General features: G+C 40.6%; 18 protein-coding genes and 14 tRNA genes. 31 read left to right on the top strand and 1 reads right to left on the bottom strand.

Annotated features, from left to right (window positions below):
• The 3 genes from T359_RS0117175 to tnpC all read left to right on the top strand — a co-directional run.
• On the top strand, positions 1-452 hold a 452-nt coding region (locus tag T359_RS0117175), incomplete at its 5' end, for an MFS transporter (RefSeq protein WP_026518475.1).
• A 257-nt stretch (positions 453-709) separates the two neighbouring features.
• Entirely contained in the window at positions 710-1,780 is a 1,071-nt protein-coding gene (locus T359_RS23135; protein WP_242839120.1) for a hypothetical protein, read from the top strand.
• Positions 1,674-2,882: an IS66 family transposase gene (gene tnpC, locus T359_RS0117165; protein WP_081795644.1), complete on the top strand. Its 1,209-nt coding sequence runs from the start codon at positions 1,674-1,676 to the stop codon at positions 2,880-2,882. The genes T359_RS23135 and tnpC overlap by 107 nt, the downstream gene beginning before the upstream one ends.
• A 71-nt stretch (positions 2,883-2,953) precedes the next feature.
• Here tnpC and T359_RS0117160 read toward each other — a convergent pair whose 3' ends face one another.
• A complete protein-coding gene (locus T359_RS0117160; RefSeq protein ID WP_081795643.1) occupies positions 2,954-4,111 on the bottom strand; it encodes an MFS transporter in 1,158 nt (385 codons plus the stop codon).
• A gap of 461 nt (positions 4,112-4,572) precedes the next feature.
• Between T359_RS0117160 and T359_RS0117155 the strand changes: the two genes are divergently transcribed.
• The 28 genes from T359_RS0117155 (at position 4,573) to T359_RS0117025 (ending at position 15,919) form a co-directional block, all read left to right on the top strand.
• Positions 4,573-5,322 carry a hypothetical protein gene (locus T359_RS0117155; RefSeq protein WP_026518471.1) on the top strand — a complete coding sequence of 250 codons (750 nt, stop codon included), beginning with the start codon at positions 4,573-4,575 and terminating at the stop codon, positions 5,320-5,322.
• Positions 5,319-5,966 (top strand): hypothetical protein, encoded by a 648-nt coding sequence (locus tag T359_RS23130; protein ID WP_026518470.1) that lies wholly within the window; start codon positions 5,319-5,321, stop codon positions 5,964-5,966. Before T359_RS0117155 ends, T359_RS23130 begins: the two co-directional genes overlap by 4 nt.
• Before the next feature lie 322 nt (positions 5,967-6,288).
• A tRNA-Ser gene (locus T359_RS0117145) sits at positions 6,289-6,372 on the top strand.
• A 4-nt stretch (positions 6,373-6,376) separates the two neighbouring features.
• Positions 6,377-6,448 (top strand) — tRNA-Trp (locus T359_RS0117140).
• A gap of 95 nt (positions 6,449-6,543) precedes the next feature.
• Positions 6,544-6,625 (top strand) — tRNA-Leu (locus T359_RS0117135).
• Between the two features lie 29 nt (positions 6,626-6,654).
• Entirely contained in the window at positions 6,655-6,912 is a 258-nt protein-coding gene (locus T359_RS0117130) for a helix-turn-helix domain-containing protein (protein ID WP_022778260.1), read from the top strand.
• 39 nt (positions 6,913-6,951) lie between these two features.
• Positions 6,952-7,025 (top strand) — tRNA-Glu (locus tag T359_RS0117125).
• A 4-nt stretch (positions 7,026-7,029) separates the two neighbouring features.
• A tRNA-Glu gene (locus tag T359_RS0117120) sits at positions 7,030-7,103 on the top strand.
• Between the two features lie 4 nt (positions 7,104-7,107).
• Positions 7,108-7,191 (top strand) — tRNA-Tyr (locus T359_RS22625).
• 4 nt (positions 7,192-7,195) lie between these two features.
• Positions 7,196-7,284: transfer RNA gene (locus T359_RS0117115), tRNA-Ser, on the top strand.
• A 339-nt stretch (positions 7,285-7,623) separates the two neighbouring features.
• A complete protein-coding gene (locus T359_RS22620) occupies positions 7,624-7,779 on the top strand; it encodes a helix-turn-helix domain-containing protein (protein ID WP_155840163.1) in 156 nt (51 codons plus the stop codon).
• Positions 7,780-7,928: 149 nt separating this feature from the next.
• A tRNA-Cys gene (locus T359_RS0117100) sits at positions 7,929-8,000 on the top strand.
• A gap of 4 nt (positions 8,001-8,004) precedes the next feature.
• A tRNA-Phe gene (locus T359_RS0117095) sits at positions 8,005-8,076 on the top strand.
• Between the two features lie 4 nt (positions 8,077-8,080).
• Positions 8,081-8,153, top strand: a tRNA-Lys gene (locus T359_RS0117090).
• Positions 8,154-8,157: 4 nt separating this feature from the next.
• A tRNA-Lys gene (locus T359_RS0117085) sits at positions 8,158-8,233 on the top strand.
• A gap of 1 nt (position 8,234) precedes the next feature.
• Positions 8,235-8,307, top strand: a tRNA-Gln gene (locus T359_RS0117080).
• A gap of 4 nt (positions 8,308-8,311) precedes the next feature.
• Positions 8,312-8,430, top strand: a tRNA-Asn gene (locus T359_RS22615).
• A 263-nt stretch (positions 8,431-8,693) separates the two neighbouring features.
• Entirely contained in the window at positions 8,694-9,107 is a 414-nt protein-coding gene (locus tag T359_RS20920; RefSeq protein WP_051545580.1) for a hypothetical protein, read from the top strand.
• Positions 9,108-9,149: 42 nt separating this feature from the next.
• Entirely contained in the window at positions 9,150-9,506 is a 357-nt protein-coding gene (locus T359_RS21910) for a helix-turn-helix domain-containing protein (protein ID WP_051545578.1), read from the top strand.
• Entirely contained in the window at positions 9,503-10,267 is a 765-nt protein-coding gene (locus tag T359_RS0117065) for a hypothetical protein (protein ID WP_026518468.1), read from the top strand. Before T359_RS21910 ends, T359_RS0117065 begins: the two co-directional genes overlap by 4 nt.
• 16 nt (positions 10,268-10,283) lie before the next feature.
• Complete coding sequence (locus T359_RS0117060; protein WP_026518467.1) at positions 10,284-10,985, top strand: metallophosphoesterase; 702 nt, start codon at positions 10,284-10,286, stop codon at positions 10,983-10,985.
• A gap of 92 nt (positions 10,986-11,077) precedes the next feature.
• A complete protein-coding gene (locus T359_RS0117055) occupies positions 11,078-12,118 on the top strand; it encodes an ATP-binding protein (RefSeq protein ID WP_035784839.1) in 1,041 nt (346 codons plus the stop codon).
• 752 nt (positions 12,119-12,870) lie between these two features.
• Positions 12,871-13,530: a hypothetical protein gene (locus T359_RS0117050; RefSeq protein ID WP_026518465.1), complete on the top strand. Its 660-nt coding sequence runs from the start codon at positions 12,871-12,873 to the stop codon at positions 13,528-13,530.
• A 92-nt stretch (positions 13,531-13,622) separates the two neighbouring features.
• Positions 13,623-13,693: transfer RNA gene (locus T359_RS0117045), tRNA-OTHER, on the top strand.
• A 294-nt stretch (positions 13,694-13,987) separates the two neighbouring features.
• Positions 13,988-14,284 (top strand): hypothetical protein, encoded by a 297-nt coding sequence (locus T359_RS0117040; RefSeq protein WP_026518464.1) that lies wholly within the window; start codon positions 13,988-13,990, stop codon positions 14,282-14,284.
• A gap of 79 nt (positions 14,285-14,363) precedes the next feature.
• Positions 14,364-15,329, top strand: a complete 966-nt coding sequence (locus T359_RS0117035; protein ID WP_026518463.1) for a hypothetical protein — start codon at positions 14,364-14,366, stop codon at positions 15,327-15,329.
• On the top strand, positions 15,320-15,502 hold the full coding sequence (locus T359_RS0117030; RefSeq protein WP_026518462.1) for a hypothetical protein: 183 nt from the start codon (positions 15,320-15,322) through the stop codon (positions 15,500-15,502). Before T359_RS0117035 ends, T359_RS0117030 begins: the two co-directional genes overlap by 10 nt.
• Before the next feature lie 120 nt (positions 15,503-15,622).
• A complete protein-coding gene (locus T359_RS0117025; protein WP_026518461.1) occupies positions 15,623-15,919 on the top strand; it encodes a HigA family addiction module antitoxin in 297 nt (98 codons plus the stop codon).
• Positions 15,920-16,065: the final 146 nt, after the last annotated feature.

Below are 16,065 nucleotides of genomic sequence, written 5' to 3'. Positions count from 1 at the left end.
CATTTAATGAATCCATGCTCAGCCTGCTATATGCTGGGGCAATGGCTGTGGATGCCTTTGCTGCACTATTCTTTGGCTGGCTTTATGATAAGGTCGGGCTGAAGGCTCTGATCATTTCCACACTATGCAGCACATTCTTCTCATGTTTTGTTTTTATGACTGGAAATGCCTGGTTGATCGGAGCTGGGATAATTCTGTGGGGGATTGGAATGGGTGCGCAGGAAAGTATTATGAAAGCAGCTGTCAGCGGAATCGTCCCGCGTTCCATGCGAAGCACCGGTTTCGGAATATTTGAGACAGGATTTGGTATTGCGTGGTTTCTGGGCAGTTGGCTTCTCGGTGCCCTGTATGATTTGAATCCTGTGTATCTTGTCACTGTGTCTGTGGTATCACAGTTTCTGGCGATTGCATTTTATGCTTTATGCCTCCGGTGCAATAAGACAGAGTGTTAACAATTCCAGTTTGTTGGAATGAGCATTATACCGGAAGATTATTTTTCCTCAACGAGAATAATTCTTGGTTTAAGTTTTAATTCGAACGTAGTTTCTTGATGTATTTTAAACTGAAGATGGGGCATTAAAGAGAAGAAAAAGTGGTAAAAAGCCAGTATACATCGCGGTTTGCGGTCATGAAAGTGATTGTAAGCCGCTTATTTGTTAAGTATAATAAGAGGATGATATAAGTGTCATGTTTTGAGGTATATAAGAAAATGAAAAATAAATTGTTTGGGATAGTACTGGTTGCGGTAATGTCTGTGCAACTGGTTGGATGTAGTAATGCTAAAAAAGAGCCTGAATCATCTGCAATAGCTAGTAGTAATGCTAGCGTATTAGCTGCAGAGGATGATAGCAACGAAGAAGATATTAAGAAAAAGGTAGAGATTACTCCTTTGGTTAATGAGTACCTTCTACCTCATGAGGATAGCGAAGAGTATCTCTACGTTGTGGATGAAAACGGGGAATATGTCGGAAAGTACAGTTATCAGGAGATGGATGATATTGCTGAAGAAAACGGACATCCAATACCTTGGTATAGCAATATTTTGGCAGAATCTGAAGGTATCTTTTTCTACAAAGATTCAGAGTATCTTGATCCAGATGATCACGGGGACGTTGTAGAGCATATCTGGGCGATTGATATGAATACCAAGGAGTTTACAGAAGTTACATCCCTTGAACGCAGGTATGATTTAAAGAATTTTGAGATTTATGATGGAAATATCTATATTACATCTTCTCTGGGGAGCCTGGACGATTACCATTATGCAGAGGATATCTTTTCACTTAGGGCAGACGATTTTTCTTTTACCGAAAGCGAAGCATCCATCGGAGAGGTACTAGAAGCCCTGGAAAATTGTAGACTTATTGCAAATAAAGGTTGGATGTACGGTGAGAATGGGACATACAGCATTTCAAGGGCTCTTGATGAGTATGGATTTGTTGTGGCTTTCAAGGCAATTGATGATTGGAATAGCCAGATACTTAAGATAAAAAGTGATGGAAGCACACAGGTTTTAGCTGATATTGATGAGCCACAGCTGATGTTTGCCGGATTTGACAGCAAGTATGCATTATTTCATGAATATCCAACAATCCTGGATCAGTACTATAAGTGTATAGACCTTGAAACAGGTGAGATAAAGGTTGTTTCAGAGGATTATATTTGCACAGCCGATGCCCGGTGTCATGATGCGCTATTCTTCGGTTACAGAGTCTGCCCTTTCTCATATGATGTACCAGAAGTTCTTTATGTGTGCAACTATTTACAGACAGGAAGCTGATCTTGAAAATCATGGAGCCGCTTTGTCACGGCAGACCATCTCAAACTGGATCATAAAGTTTACTGAAGAAAGACTCGTCATTGCTTATGACCATGCGGCAAATACCCTTCGTGGCTACAGATATCTGCAGGGCGATGAGACCACCTACCTTGCAATCCATGACCTTGAAAAAGGCGAAATATCCGGCACAAAGGACTTTGTCTGGGCGCACATGAGCAGCGAGCTTGATGACAGCGTGAATCCCATAGTCATCTACTGCTTTGAGCTTTCCCGCAGTACTGACCATCTCAGAAAGTTCTATGATGGCTGTGGCAGGACTGACATTACCTGTGACGCTTACATTTCATATCCGACTCTTGAAAAGGAGACAGATGGGCTGATTACTGTGACCGGCTGCTATGACCACGCAAGGAGACGCCTTGTTGATGCGTTCAGAATCTCATACCATAAAGGAATGAGCAGGGAAGCCGTAGATGATATGATCGAAATGCAGGGAATCATCCTCGTCAACCGTATATATCTGGAAGAGTACAAACTATCCGAATTATCTGCCCATGAGCGTTATTTAAAGAGACAGGGCGAAGTCAAAAAAGCTGTCAACGATTTCTTTGGTTTCATGCACGGGATAGACCTGTCAGATCCAACACTTTCGTATAAGATGAAGGATGCTGTCACCTATTCTCTTAACCAGGAGAAATATCTGCGGAGATTTCTTGAGGATGGTCACATCCCTATGACCAATGCAGCCTGTGAAAGAGCCATAAAGCCTGTGGCATTGCTTCGCCGCAACAGTCTGTTCTTCAATACCAAAAGAGGCGCTGAGGCAGGCATGGTGGTCCACAGCCTCGTGGAAACAGCCAGGCGAAACGGAGCGAATCCAGAGCTCTACCTTCAGTACGTTCTTGAAGAGGCGCTGGCCTACAAGAACGTGACTGGCAGTGCAAAGCTGGATGAGCTAATGCCATGGTCTGAAAAGTACAAGGCATGGGAGCGAGAAAAGTTCGCAGATAATAAGGCATTCTCACTGAAATCGAATACCAAGCCCTACTATAAGCCGGATAAAAATGGCAGCTTGGAAGATGAATTTCAAGCTGCCGGATAATCACATATATCAGATACAGCCGCCCTGTGGCGGCTTATTGAAGTGGAAAATACAACTAATCTTTCAGTTGATTATTTTAAAACTACATACGCTCCCGCAAGAAGTATCATTAACACTCCAACCACTGTAAAGCATGCAGATATTCCAAGCCCTGAAACGTAGGCTGATGCAAAGAGAAATAAGACTTCCACGAGACCTACTCCCATGTTGTAAGCTGATAAAACTTCCGCCCGCCTATCTCCAAGATGATTTTTATCAACGACTTTATTTTCAATTCCATCAAATATATATGCAGGAACTGAAACTACAAGCGGAAGAAACAGCATGATTGGGATAATGATCAGCTTTGAATTCACACTACCGAAAACAAGCATACAGATTCCCGAAACAATGAAACCGATTATAAAAGCCTTGAAATAGTTTTTCTCTCCAATAATGGCAAGAATCTTTTCCGATGCCATCTGGAGCATAGAATATCCAAGAATAATTGCTGTCATCCATTCTTCGGATATTCCAAGCATTTCGAGCTTATCTACATAAAAGAAGTTGATAAGGATAAAGGATATGCTAACAAGCGCCAAGGTAACCATGATTGTGATATTCTCAGCATTGAACTTTAGAATGAATAGCTTATGCTTCTCCGTAACCAGCTTATCAGTAGTATAGTCTTTTATTAGATGCTCCCTTTCTATGCCAAAGCTTACAAAAACCGCTATAACATTCATCATAACAGTGAGAACAAGTAAACCTTCTATCCCAAAGAAGTGGTAAATGCCTGCATACATAATGGTGCTGGCAATAAAACCAGCCGTGCTGAAATTGTTTACCCTGGCATTTTTAACAACATATTCACTTTCATCATATTTCTGATAAAGATATGCACTGATAGTTCCCGAGGTAAAGCTGATGGCAATACCTTCAATGATGGCTTCTGCAAAGAACAAGTAGTAGTTTTTAAATAAAAAAGCAGCTAATATCAGGCTTCTTGCAATCAGAAACATGATCTGTGATAGAACAATAGTGTTCTTATAGCCCACAAAATCAGTAATCTTTCCTGTAGGAATTTCTCCTAAGAAAATCACAAGAGACAACGTAGCTTGTAAAATAAAGAATTGGTCAAGATTAATCCCTACGCGTGTTCTAACTAAAAGTGCTACTGGCGCAAAGAAAACAAGGCCATTTAGAAATGACATGATTTCCAGGTTGTCTATATTAAATTTATTAGTCATCGAACGGATCCTCCAACAAAAAGTAAATACTTGTAACGAAAAAACTGCCTTGCATACATTCCTGTACGCAAAGCAGCCGTATCCATTCAATAAGACCCTATATGAAATAAACTAAGGCCATCAACGTGTATTATAATCTGACTGTAAGCGTACAAAAATAAACCTGCCAAGCAGGCAAAAGAATTTTGCTTTACTTTTTGTCAGACAATCAACGTCTCATCTTTTGCAACCTCTGTTTTTATATTTCAACAAAAGAAAGCATATCATGTATCCATATATGATTCAACACCATTTATTTGACGCTTACGATGGATTTGGAGCTGATTCTTTTTTATTGGCGGTATAAACAATTAAAGAGAATTACCGATATATAAGATAGCAAAAGGAATGCGTGTCTTTTCAATGGATTGATTATCCTATGAAGGGGCACGTTTTTTGTTACCATTTAGGAGGCTGGCATTATGGGTATAGCAGCATTGGCACTTGATTGTTATGCGGACAATACATATTCTGTAGCGGGAAAAGAGAATTATACAGGTGTAGATGAGACTTCTAAAAGCTTTGGTTCTCATCTCAGTGAGGCCAGTGAGAAGAAATGTCCTTATAACTTCCTGGCTAAGGATGGCATCATCAATTACAATGGCGTGATTTTTGAATGCGATTATCAGCAGAATGCCATAACCCTTGGAAACATGTATGAGAAAGAAAAGGTCCTTAAGATATATCTTCCAAGTGGCGGAGCTCTTCATGTGAACGTAGACAACCTCGATCAGCTGGCTAAGGCTTCCAGTATGTTCACGCCGGAGGACCTCAATGCGATCATGAGGGCCATTCATGAGTATAATCACTGCACAAGGAAGCGTTATGAGATCGAGGAAGAGAAGTCCAAGCCGATAGAAGATACGGCTGAGGAGAACGAGACTCCTGATGCGGAAAAAGAGCCAGAGATTAAGGAAAACTCTTTGATAGAGCAGATCAATTCATATAAAACTGAGCTTTATCATAAGCTTCTTAACAATGAGACCGAAGTTAAGATCCAGATAGGAAATCAGGAGTTTACCGAAAAGGAATGGGATAAACTCATGGAACGCATAGATAAGGATCTGGATGACATTCAGGAAGCTTTGAAGGAAAAAGAGGAAAAGCAAGCCGAAGAAGAATACGAAGATAAGATCCAAAGGCTTTTCGATGAAAGAAAGGAGCTTGCATGAGTCTTTATGCTATAGATTCTTATGACAGAAGAAATGATCACAGCTGGTATAAGACAGCTGCAGCCAGTGCAGTCACAGCGAGTGCTCTGAATAAGCCCTTTGCGGTAGAATTGACATCTACAACGTCCATAGCGCCATCTGCAGGAGATGGTAAAGTACTTGGAATGTCTGCAATCGCCGTTGGACCCAATGCTTCCCAGACAATGATTGCAAGATACTCGGAAAATTCTACTGAACAGAATCCTATAATTACGGTCTCGCTTGGTGATTATGGCTCTTATAATATCAGTGTAAAAGATGTTGATCCAAAAGAAGCGACGCAGATAGAGATGTTTGCCCTATGCTCATACATGGATGAAAAGAACATCACCTGCCCAGGTTCTTTTGGCTCATATAACAGGCTAAAGAGCTATATACAGACTGCCATAGATATGGATGAGCTCCCGGATATTAATAACCATCTTAATTCCACCAAGAAGATCAATTGGCTCAAGGGTCTTGATGTTGCAATGAAAAATCAGGTCACGGACCAGTATTCCTACCAGGAGAGATCTGAGCAGATCAAGCTAAGGTCATACTTTGAGAAGCAGCACCAGGATATTGAGCTGAGGAAAAAGCTTGGAATTATTATACTACGAGGCTAATAGACAACTAAACTAACTGGTGTTACTATACGATATAGAAAGAGATAAGCGGAGCAGATAAGAGCTCCCGGAAAGGAAAATAAAGAGACATGACAACAATGAATCGCAATTATTGCCTTTATAGCGAAAGTTATGAATCATCACTCCAGAGTAAATCAGAGTGGATGTTTAATTTCATGCGCTCATTTAAGGATAGGCAAATGCGAGAAAATGTTGTTTTGGCAGGATCATGAGAGACAGGATCCGAGCTTATAGATGAACATGTTTGGCAGCTGCTTACCTCTTAGATGAGGCAGGCAGCTTTTTATTTTGTCTAAAACATGCAGAGTTGGCTCAATTGGTACAGCATCGGTCTTGAAAACCGACATTCCTCACGGATATCTGGGTTCGAATCCCAGGCTCTGCGCTATAGATTCGTGGTGTAATTGGCAGCACAGCAGTCTCCAAAACTGTTAGTCCGGGTTCAAGTCCTGGCGGGTCTGTTGAGTAGAGCACTTGGCGAGGTATTGCCGAGCTTAGTGCGAACCATACAAGTTCACTTAGCAAGGTTCTTTCGAGCATAGTGAAGCTTGCGTATGCACGAGTGGCGAAGCTGGTAGACGCACCTGACTTAGGATCAGACGCTGAAAGGCATGTGGGTTCGAATCCCACCTCGTGTACTTGGCCATTGGCCAGAAAGGAGTCGGAAATGACACAGAATATTCCAGCGATCGATATGGTCGCTACGGGACAGAGAATTACAGATTTAAGAGTGGCAGCCGGTATGTCTGTTAGGGATTTACAGGATGTGTTCGGTTTTGCTACTCCACAGGCGATTTACAAGTGGCAGCACGGAACTGCCATGCCAACACTTGACAATTTAGTCGTATTAGCAGCTGTTTTAGGTGTTGCTATGGATGACATTATCGTAGTTGAAGGGGAATGGCTTTATTCACTAAGCGCATGAACTGAATATAGATTAGCGGGCGTGAAAGCGCCTGCGCATGGTTCCATAGTCTAAAGGGTTAGGACACTGGCCTTTCAAGCCAGAGATACTGGGTTCAAGTCCCGTTGGAATCAGTAAGGCTCCTTAGTCTAATCGGCTAGGACGCCAGCCTCTCAAGCTGGAGATGTCGGGTTCAAACCCCGCAGGAGCTATTATGGGTGGGTATGCCTAGCAGCGAGGGCAAGGGTCTGTAAAACCCCCACATCAGAAACATCGCAGGTGCAACTCCTGCTCCACCCACTATGTTTGCGTGACCGAGATGGCTTATGGTATCGCTCTGCTAAAGCGAAGCACGGCTAAACTGTGCCGAAGGTTCGAATCCTTCCGCAAACGCTCAGTGTCATCTGATGACACTATACAGATCAAGGTTTCTGGATAATAATATAATTACAGAAACGCAAAAGAGCTGCGAAACAGCAGCGAAGTTTAAGGAGAAGAATTAAGAATGTACTACGTAACTATCAACAAGCAATTTAATAACAAACAGTTTATGCAGTTCTGCAAGAATCAGAAGTGCTTTGTTAGTTATGCAAATTGCAAGTTGGTGGTTGATGATCTAGGATCTGGGAAAAGATAATCCGAAGAAATCCTGAGCATTGAGAATAGAGTAGTTCTGGGTCCACTTAACTTGCGTTAGGTGGATTTTTTAATGCAAAAAGGAGAGAAAAAGAAATGGATTATCCAGTAATAGATATCGAAGGAACAGGAATAAGGATCAGGGAGCTGATTAGAGAGAGCGGTCATACAGTATCAGAGGTTTCAGAATACCTTGGAGCAAGTACATCACTTGTGTACAGATACTTAAGGGGAGAGATTTTCCAAGTATAGACAGAATCGTGGCTCTTTCAGTTTATCTTGAAGTTCCTATTGATGACATAATCGCAGTCGCTTAAGACTGCATCTTACGACATGGGGTAATGGTAGCCCACAGGACTTTGACTCCTGCAATCTTGGTCCGATTCCAAGTGTCGTAGTAAGACGTAGTAGCCAAGCTGGAAAGGCAGCGGACTGCAACTCCGCGAGCGTGGGTTCGACTCCCACTTACGTCTCTAAGGGCTTGTAGCTCAACTGGTAGAGCTGGGGATTGAAAATCCCTGCGAGGTGGTTCAACTCCGCCCGGGCCCATTTTGCTGTCTTAGCTCAGTTGGAAGAGCAACGGTCTTTTAAACCGTAGGTCATGGGTTCAAATCCCATAGGCAGCACTAAGCTGTTGTAGCTCAGTTGGAAGAGCAACGGTCTCTTAAACCGAAGGCCGTGGGTTCGAGGCCCACCAGCAGCACCAATGCGGCATAGTTCAATTGGTAGAGCGCCTGACTCTGACTCAGGAAGTTGCAGGTTCGAGTCCTGCTACCGCAGCTTTGGATATATAGCTCAATTGATAGAGCGCCCGGCTGTTAACCGGGAGGTTGTGGGTTCCCTTCGCAAGCTCGGAGTCGCAAGCGTGACATCCCCTGGATGTCTGCGCCCCCTCTGTATCCGCTTTTCCAGGATAGCGGGGGAGGCAGAGCATCCGCTTCATACGCGGAAGGTTATGGGATCCCTCGCAGAGCTCGGAGTCGCAAGCATGGCATCCCACGGATGCCTGCTACCCGTTCCTGGGACTATTATTTAATCATTTTGATAGAGCGATTTTCTAATTTATCAACCACGGGTTTATATACAATGGAATTAATCTCCAATACAATATATATGAGAAAAGGCATAAGTTTATTGATTACATAGTATAAGAAGCGAAATGAGTATTGAAAAAACAGGAAAAACATGCATTGTTTGGTACAGGTAGATCAGACGATGTTGATAATGCAGGTATGAAGAAATGGGATGACATCTTGTCGGAAATGATATTTCTTTTGAATGAATCGAATGAGGATACCTGCACTAAGAAAAACAAATATGAAGAGGATTATCATAAGGCATATCAGGAATTTAGAGAAAAATATGGGAAGCATGGACAAAAACTAAGAACAGAGGATGAAATTGCCAGGGAGAAACAAGAGGGCTTGTACAGGTTGTATCATCCAGGAGATGTGCCTGAATATAAAGAGATAGAAGACCAATATTTTGAAGAAAGTAGGAAACTTGACCAATATAGAGACGAATGCAAGGACAGAGCTATTGATATGTTTAAAGAATGGTTTTGGGACCTTTGGGATTGATGAAAAGATTACATTCATAGTAGGCATAGAGGGAAAATATTTATGGATGAAGGATATGAAAAAATAATGGAGATCATTGAAATGAATAGATTTCGGCAGAGACTGGGACTATTGGATTACACAGCATGCTGGGAAGAACCTGACAGGGTAAAAGGACTTGATATTGAAGCTACAAAGAATAAGGTGTGCGATCTGATTAAATCAAAGGGATTAAAAGACAAGACTATTGCTGATAAATTGGGTATTACTCCACAGGCAGTTAATAAATGGCGCCATAAAGGATCATTTTTTGTGATTGAAAACCTTTATGTTCTCAGCGGTCTCTTGGGTGTAAGTGTTGATAATCTTTTAGTCCCTGTGGCCGTAAAGAAATGGGAAGTTTTGATTGAGAAAAGATGAGAGATAAGAATAGAATACGGCCATTTTTAAACAAAATTGCAGAAGAATGGGAGAATCATCCGGATCTTAGATTCGGTCAATTTGTGATGGATGTGATTCCTGATCAGGATAAACTGTGGAATTGTGAAGAAAGCGAATTTTTAAGGCGTCTTGATGTTTTTGCCAATAGAGCAAGCGGCAATAAAGCAGGCACAGTAGATAATAATCGTCCTGTGATGACGAAGGATCTTAACACATTTGACAATACACCAAGAAAGATCAGATGCATAGGAAGGAAGCATGATTTTCTTGGCGATGGTAATTATTTTACTGAGGAAGAACTGGAGATTGGCAAGGAATATACTATAGTACCTCATGGCGGACGACATGATGGGATGTTCATTCACATAAAGGAGCATCCCAGGCACACAGGATACCCATATTATCTATTTGAAGAGCTTGAGCCCTATGATGAGGAAATCGGGAAGACTGCCGCGCTGCTTGGTCTTATGAAATCTCTTGACGAGGCGGAAGAATCCATAAGAGAAGGGAAACTATATTCCGAAGAAGAGGTGTGGCAGGAATTTGAAAAAGTAATAGAAGGTAAAGATGAAGCAAGGGATCCTGCAAGAATAGAAGTATGCCTAAAAGCTATTTCAAACGTATGGAAAAAGCATCCGGATATGAGGCTTGGACAAATCCTGCAGTACGCGCTGGGGGATTCTGATCTGTGGGATGTAAAGGATCTTGATATTAGTGAAGCACTGAAACAGATGGAATAATTGGAGATTTTTTGAAATGAGCAGAGTACTTGTGATTCCTGATGTACATCTAAAGCCATGGATTTTTGATGTGGCTGATAGAGTTGATGAGAACAGCTACGACGACATCGTAATACTCGGGGACCTGGTAGATGACTGGGGGAAAGGAAATGATTTAGACGCATATAAAGAGACGCTGGATCGTGCTGCTGAATTTGGCAAAGAGCATGACCATTCATTGTGGTGCTATGGTAATCACGATGTGTCTTATCTATGGGATGCCATGGAATCGGGATATTCTGTCCAGGCAAGGATAACTGCTATTGAAGGCATTACCAGACTGGAACGTGTTCTTGAAGAACGTTATAGATTTGTCCATAAAATTGATGATGTGCTATTCAGTCATGCCGGTCTTACGGAGAGTTTTGTCTTTCAGATGTGTGGATATCATATGAAAGAAATTGAAGATATCCTTGCAAAGATCAATCGGATGGGAAAACAGGAACTATGGAGAGATAGTTCGCCTATATGGGCAAGACCTCAGGCTGACTTTTACAGGATGTTCAGGGATGATCTCTTTTATCAGGTAGTGGGCCATACACCTGTAGAGGAACCACTTGACCTTGGAGGAGTACTGACGCTGGATCTTTTTTCAACATACTCAAATGGGGATCCGTATGGTAACCAGAAGTTGTATATTGTGGATACAGAAACGAGGAAATATATAGAAGCATTGTAATTTAATTATGAAAGTTTATGAAAACTATATTGAATTATGAAGAATTATGAAAGTATAATGGATTATGAAGAATTATGAAAGGATGTCATGTTATGAAAAAGAATAATCCATTTACTCTTACTTTTGGAAAACAGCCAAATGAATATATATCCAGATATGAAAATACGGATATGATCTTAAGTACATTTGAGGCTGACAATCCAATCAGTCAGGCATATCTTATCGAAGGAATCAGAGGAAGTGGCAAGACTGTACTTATGACTTCAATAACAAATGAACTTGGTAAGGATAAGGATTGGATTGTAATAGACCTAAATTCAACGCAGGATCTTATCAATGACTGTGCTATGCGTTTGATCGATTCCTGCAAGAAAATCCCGGATTTCTTTAAACAGGGATTCAACATATCCATCGCAGGTTTTGGTATTGGTGTTAATGGAAATGATACTCCTCAGGATAACGTAAGCATCATAGATAATATGCTTTCTTCATTAAAAAAGCATAATAAAAAAGTAATCATTACTATTGATGAAGTAATGCATGATGACAACATGCGTCACTTTGCGAGTCAGTTTCAAATTTTTGTTAGAAAAGATTATCCGGTTTTCCTGTTAATGACAGGATTATATGAAAATATCTATGCAATCCAGAACGACCCAGCTCTTACTTTTTTGCTTAGAACCCCGAAAATAACATTAGAACCACTAAGCTTGCATCAAATAACGAAACAGTATGCAGATATTTTTCAGATTGATGAAGACAATGCCAAGAACCTTGCTCGGATAACTAAGGGATATGCGTTTGCATTCCAAGCGCTAGGTCTTCTATATTATGAATATAGAGATGAAATGGAATTAAGAGAAATTCTCCTCAAGCTTGATGATATGCTTGATGATTTTGTATACAAAAAAATATGGTCCTCATTATCAAAGCAGGATAGAGCAGTCATTCTTGCAATAAAAAAGGATGAGACCAAAGTCAGTGAAATATGTAAGAAGGTAGGCATGACATCTGCTGTTTTCTCAAGATACCGTGATAGACTGATAAAAAGAGGTATAATCATATCTTCGGGACATGGTTATATTTCTTTGCTACTTCCTCGATTTGAGATTGTTGCTAAAACTTATGAATAAGGTCTCCTAAACAAGGAAATAAAACTAGAAATGCCTAAGAATATTAAGAAATAGCGGCCGCTTCCTTTTTTGTTAAATTAAAACAGAAATACTACGAAAGGTAAGGTTTTAAGCTTTCAATGAGAAATATGATGTTTACAAATTTCACAGCCATAGAAACCAGAGCATATGATTGCACGATCGATATGCTTAGTACTCGTGCGCTCGATTTGGCGACATCACGCGGCAAAAAAGGTATAGAAAGAAATAGAAGGATAGATTATAAAGTCCGATGTTAGACTGATACCAGGCACATTGGAATAATAATCAGGGTTTTAGGATCTATCCGTGAAAGTGGGTAGGTCCTTTTTTAATATAAAAAATGATGGGTGGTAGTTCAATGGTGAGAACCGGTGTCTTATACGCATCTAACCTGAGTTCGATTCTCTGTAGAGCCGTTTATATTGCGGGATAGTCTGGAGATGGTTCCAGCCCAGCCTCATAAGCTGTGCAACGCAGGTTCCCTGCGCAGTGCTCGGAGTCGCAAGCGTGGCATCCCCCGGATGCCTGCGACCCTGCTCCCGCGACTAAGCTATAGAAAACTTGCAGGTTTCAGCTTCATGTTTTATCAACCACGAGTTAAGGAATAGTAATCCGTCCCATAGAGCCGGTTCATTCGTATACATTGAGCGGACCGTTATCGATGAAGGTAATAAACAACAAATATCTAATGAAGAATGATGAGTAATACTTAGAAAAGGAGAGTGGTAGATATGGCAGAGAAAATGCTTGTAACACAGGCACTTGATGAAAGAGACCTTCTTGTTGACAAAATCACTGATAAGATAGGTAAAGCGGTTTTCATTGATACGATAAAGCCTAATGAGGATAAGGTATTTGAAGAGCGAATTTCCAGAGAAGATTTCGCTAAAAATGCAGAGAGCGCATATCAACAGATCCAGGATCTGATAGACAGATATCAGAAAATAGATTCAGCCATAGTAGCATCAAATGCCAAGACCAAGGTAAAGACTTCATATGGTGAGTATACTGTTGCTGGAGCGATTTCTCTAAGAAATAGACTTCGAAGCACAGGCTCTTATGATGGCAGCACAAATTTTGAATATATGCTTCAGAAAAAGATGGAGACTGATCTTCAGAAAATGATCCAGTTTGCAGATACGAAGAATAAGCAGCTCCAAAGTACTGCTGAAAGCATGAGGCTTTCTATCCTTGGTAAGGATACCAAGGTAAAGGATGATAAGCCACTGGGAGTTGTAGATGCATATGTTAAGGAAAATACAACTGAAGTAGTTGATCCGCTTGAAGCACAGAAAAAAGCTGATGCGCTAAAAGAAAAACGCGATACCCTGCTTACTGAGCTTGATACTCAGATCAAGGTGTCCAATGCTACAACTTTTATAGAAATTTAATGTAAAAGTATTGCCTGCAGCACGAAAACTTCGAACCCGGCTTCCCTGTAACAGGGTCAAGTTACAATATGGTCTGTAAAACCACTTAAAAGTCCGAAATAGCCAAATGGATAAGGCGCAAGCCCAAAAGCTTGAAATACAGGTTCAAATCCTGTTTTTGGAACCCAATGGTTGTTGTAATCATTGGCAGCTCGACTGGCTGATAATAGTCTCCACTATTTTGGGTTTTATGTTCTTAGTGACTTATGAATCATGTTTATTTATCGGTTTTTGTCTTGCTTTTTGAATAGTCAGAGGATAACTGTTCTTTAGGCATAGAGATATGCTGAAATCCATGGGATGGTTTGGCGCTAAGCCGGTTGACCTGAAGTGATACCGCATGGCTGTGCTGTAGGCAATTTTTGGAGGGAAGAAAGCTAAGATTTTTTATATCCTGCAGCCTACAACTTGTGGAGGAATGGATGAAATTCATACTCCCAGGGAGTGGATGGGGGAGTTCAATCTTCTCGAGAGTGAGCAGTGGTTTTCTATATGGCAGGATATTGTAATGGAAATATCAGAGCAAATAAGAAAAGTGCTCCCTCAAATGCCTGGCAGAAGCGGTGATGAATTGTTGATGGGGATTACTGAGATCCTATATCTTCATTATGAATTGGATAAACCACTTATACCGCAGGTTAAAGAGAACGGCAAATTGGCAGGAAAAATGCTCGCTATGGTAGAGGACATGGTTTCAAGGGTGCAGTGCAGTTGAATTAATAATGCAAATACACTATAATTACATATAAATAAACTATTACAAATTGTATGTAAAAGATTATATAGGTGTAACTATGGTGCTTGATAAAGAATTAGAAAAAGCTTTTGGGCTTGTTTTTGAAATATCTGAAAATGTAGAAAAGAGTGGTCTGCCTAGATATTTGGTCTCTGGAAGGAGTTTTTTTAAGGCGGAATATGAGCAGTCCTTGTTTTATATTATAAGGCTTCGAGGTGCTGCTGACAGCAGGGTTTTAGCAAAAGAAATGCAGCTTTATAAAGAGAAATTTGATGCTCCTGTTGCATTTTGGTTTGATGAACTTACCAAAAACAATAGAAATGCTTATGTTAAGCATCATATTCCATTTATCATGATTCCAACACAAATCTACCTGCCATTTTTAGGAGTGCTATTCAGCAGGAAATTTTCAGAATCTGTGAGAAATACCTCGTTTAGACTAACTTTCAATGCGCAGAAAATTCTATTTTTCCTTATGTACAATAAAAAAGAAGAGTATTCAAAGAAAGAGTTGGCAATAGATCTTGCACTAGATCCTGTTTATGTGACCAGAGGATCAAAAGAACTTGTTGCCAGAGGCTTTGTGAAGGAACGCAAGGAAGGTAAAAACACATTTGTCAAACTGGTGATTGAGCCAAAGAAATTATTAGAGCTTGGAAATGATATATTTGTTACTCCGGTGAGCGATGTTATCCATATAAAAAGAACAGACGAAGTAAAGGAGCTTCTTAAAGCTTCTGACTATGCACTTTCTGAGATCAGTATGCTAAATCCACCATCGGTAGAGACTTATGCTTGCTTTAAGAAAAGTGAGATTATCAGAGAATTTGAAATATTAGACGAACCTGAATGGGAAGAGCCTGACTCTATATGTAGAATTGAGTTATGGAATTATGACCCTAAACAATTAAGCGATAAAGATAGGGTAGATAAACTTTCTTTGTTTTCTTCGTTGAAAGATACAAAAGATCCCAGAGTTCAAGGCGAAATAGAAATGGTATTGGAGGAGATAGAGTGGCAGTAATAGGAATTGACGAATTCGCTAAATATTTTGCTGGATATGAAGATTGTTACACCATAATTGGCGGTGCAGCATGTGAGATTTTAATGTCCCAGACGCCGAGGGACTTTAGAGCAACCAAAATGATGTCTTTCAACTGTTTCAAATCCTCCCGGAAGGAGAACGGGTTGAAGTAACTGGGGATGTGGCTGATTCAGTGGACAGCTTTCTTGAGAACATTAAATTGCAAAGTGACAAGTAGTCCATGCATATCTTGTGGACTATATGGATTATCACTGAGGAAGGAGGAAAGATATATGACTAGAAGACCTACACATCCAGGAAATGTATTCTTGGAAGATGTGATGAAACCACTAAATCTTACAGTTACTGATGCGGCTAGAATGCTTGGAGTCAGCAGAAAAGCTTTATCGGAGTTTGTTAATGAGAAAGCATCACTGAGTCCTGAGATGGCTATCAGAATAAGCAAGGCAACCAATACATCAGCAGAAAGCTGGATGAACATGCAGCAGAAACTGACACTGTGGATTGCACAGCAACACGAACCGTCAAATGTAATACCATTTCCTCTGGATGCAGTAAAAGAGGGATGATAGTGATAGCTCTGGAATTGTCCGGGGCTATTATTTTTGTCTGAAAAAAGGTATGATTATTCATAAGTTGTCTGAAATGATAGATTTAGGAAGTGTTTGGACGTATGAAGAAATTATCTGTTTTGTTGGGAATAATAGCAGTGCTT

It is taken from the genome of Butyrivibrio sp. MC2021 (assembly GCF_000621605.1).
Taxonomy (GTDB): domain Bacteria; phylum Bacillota; class Clostridia; order Lachnospirales; family Lachnospiraceae; genus Butyrivibrio.
The sequence above is the reverse complement of the archived record's forward strand: the minus strand, read 5'-3'. Positions and strand labels throughout refer to the sequence as shown.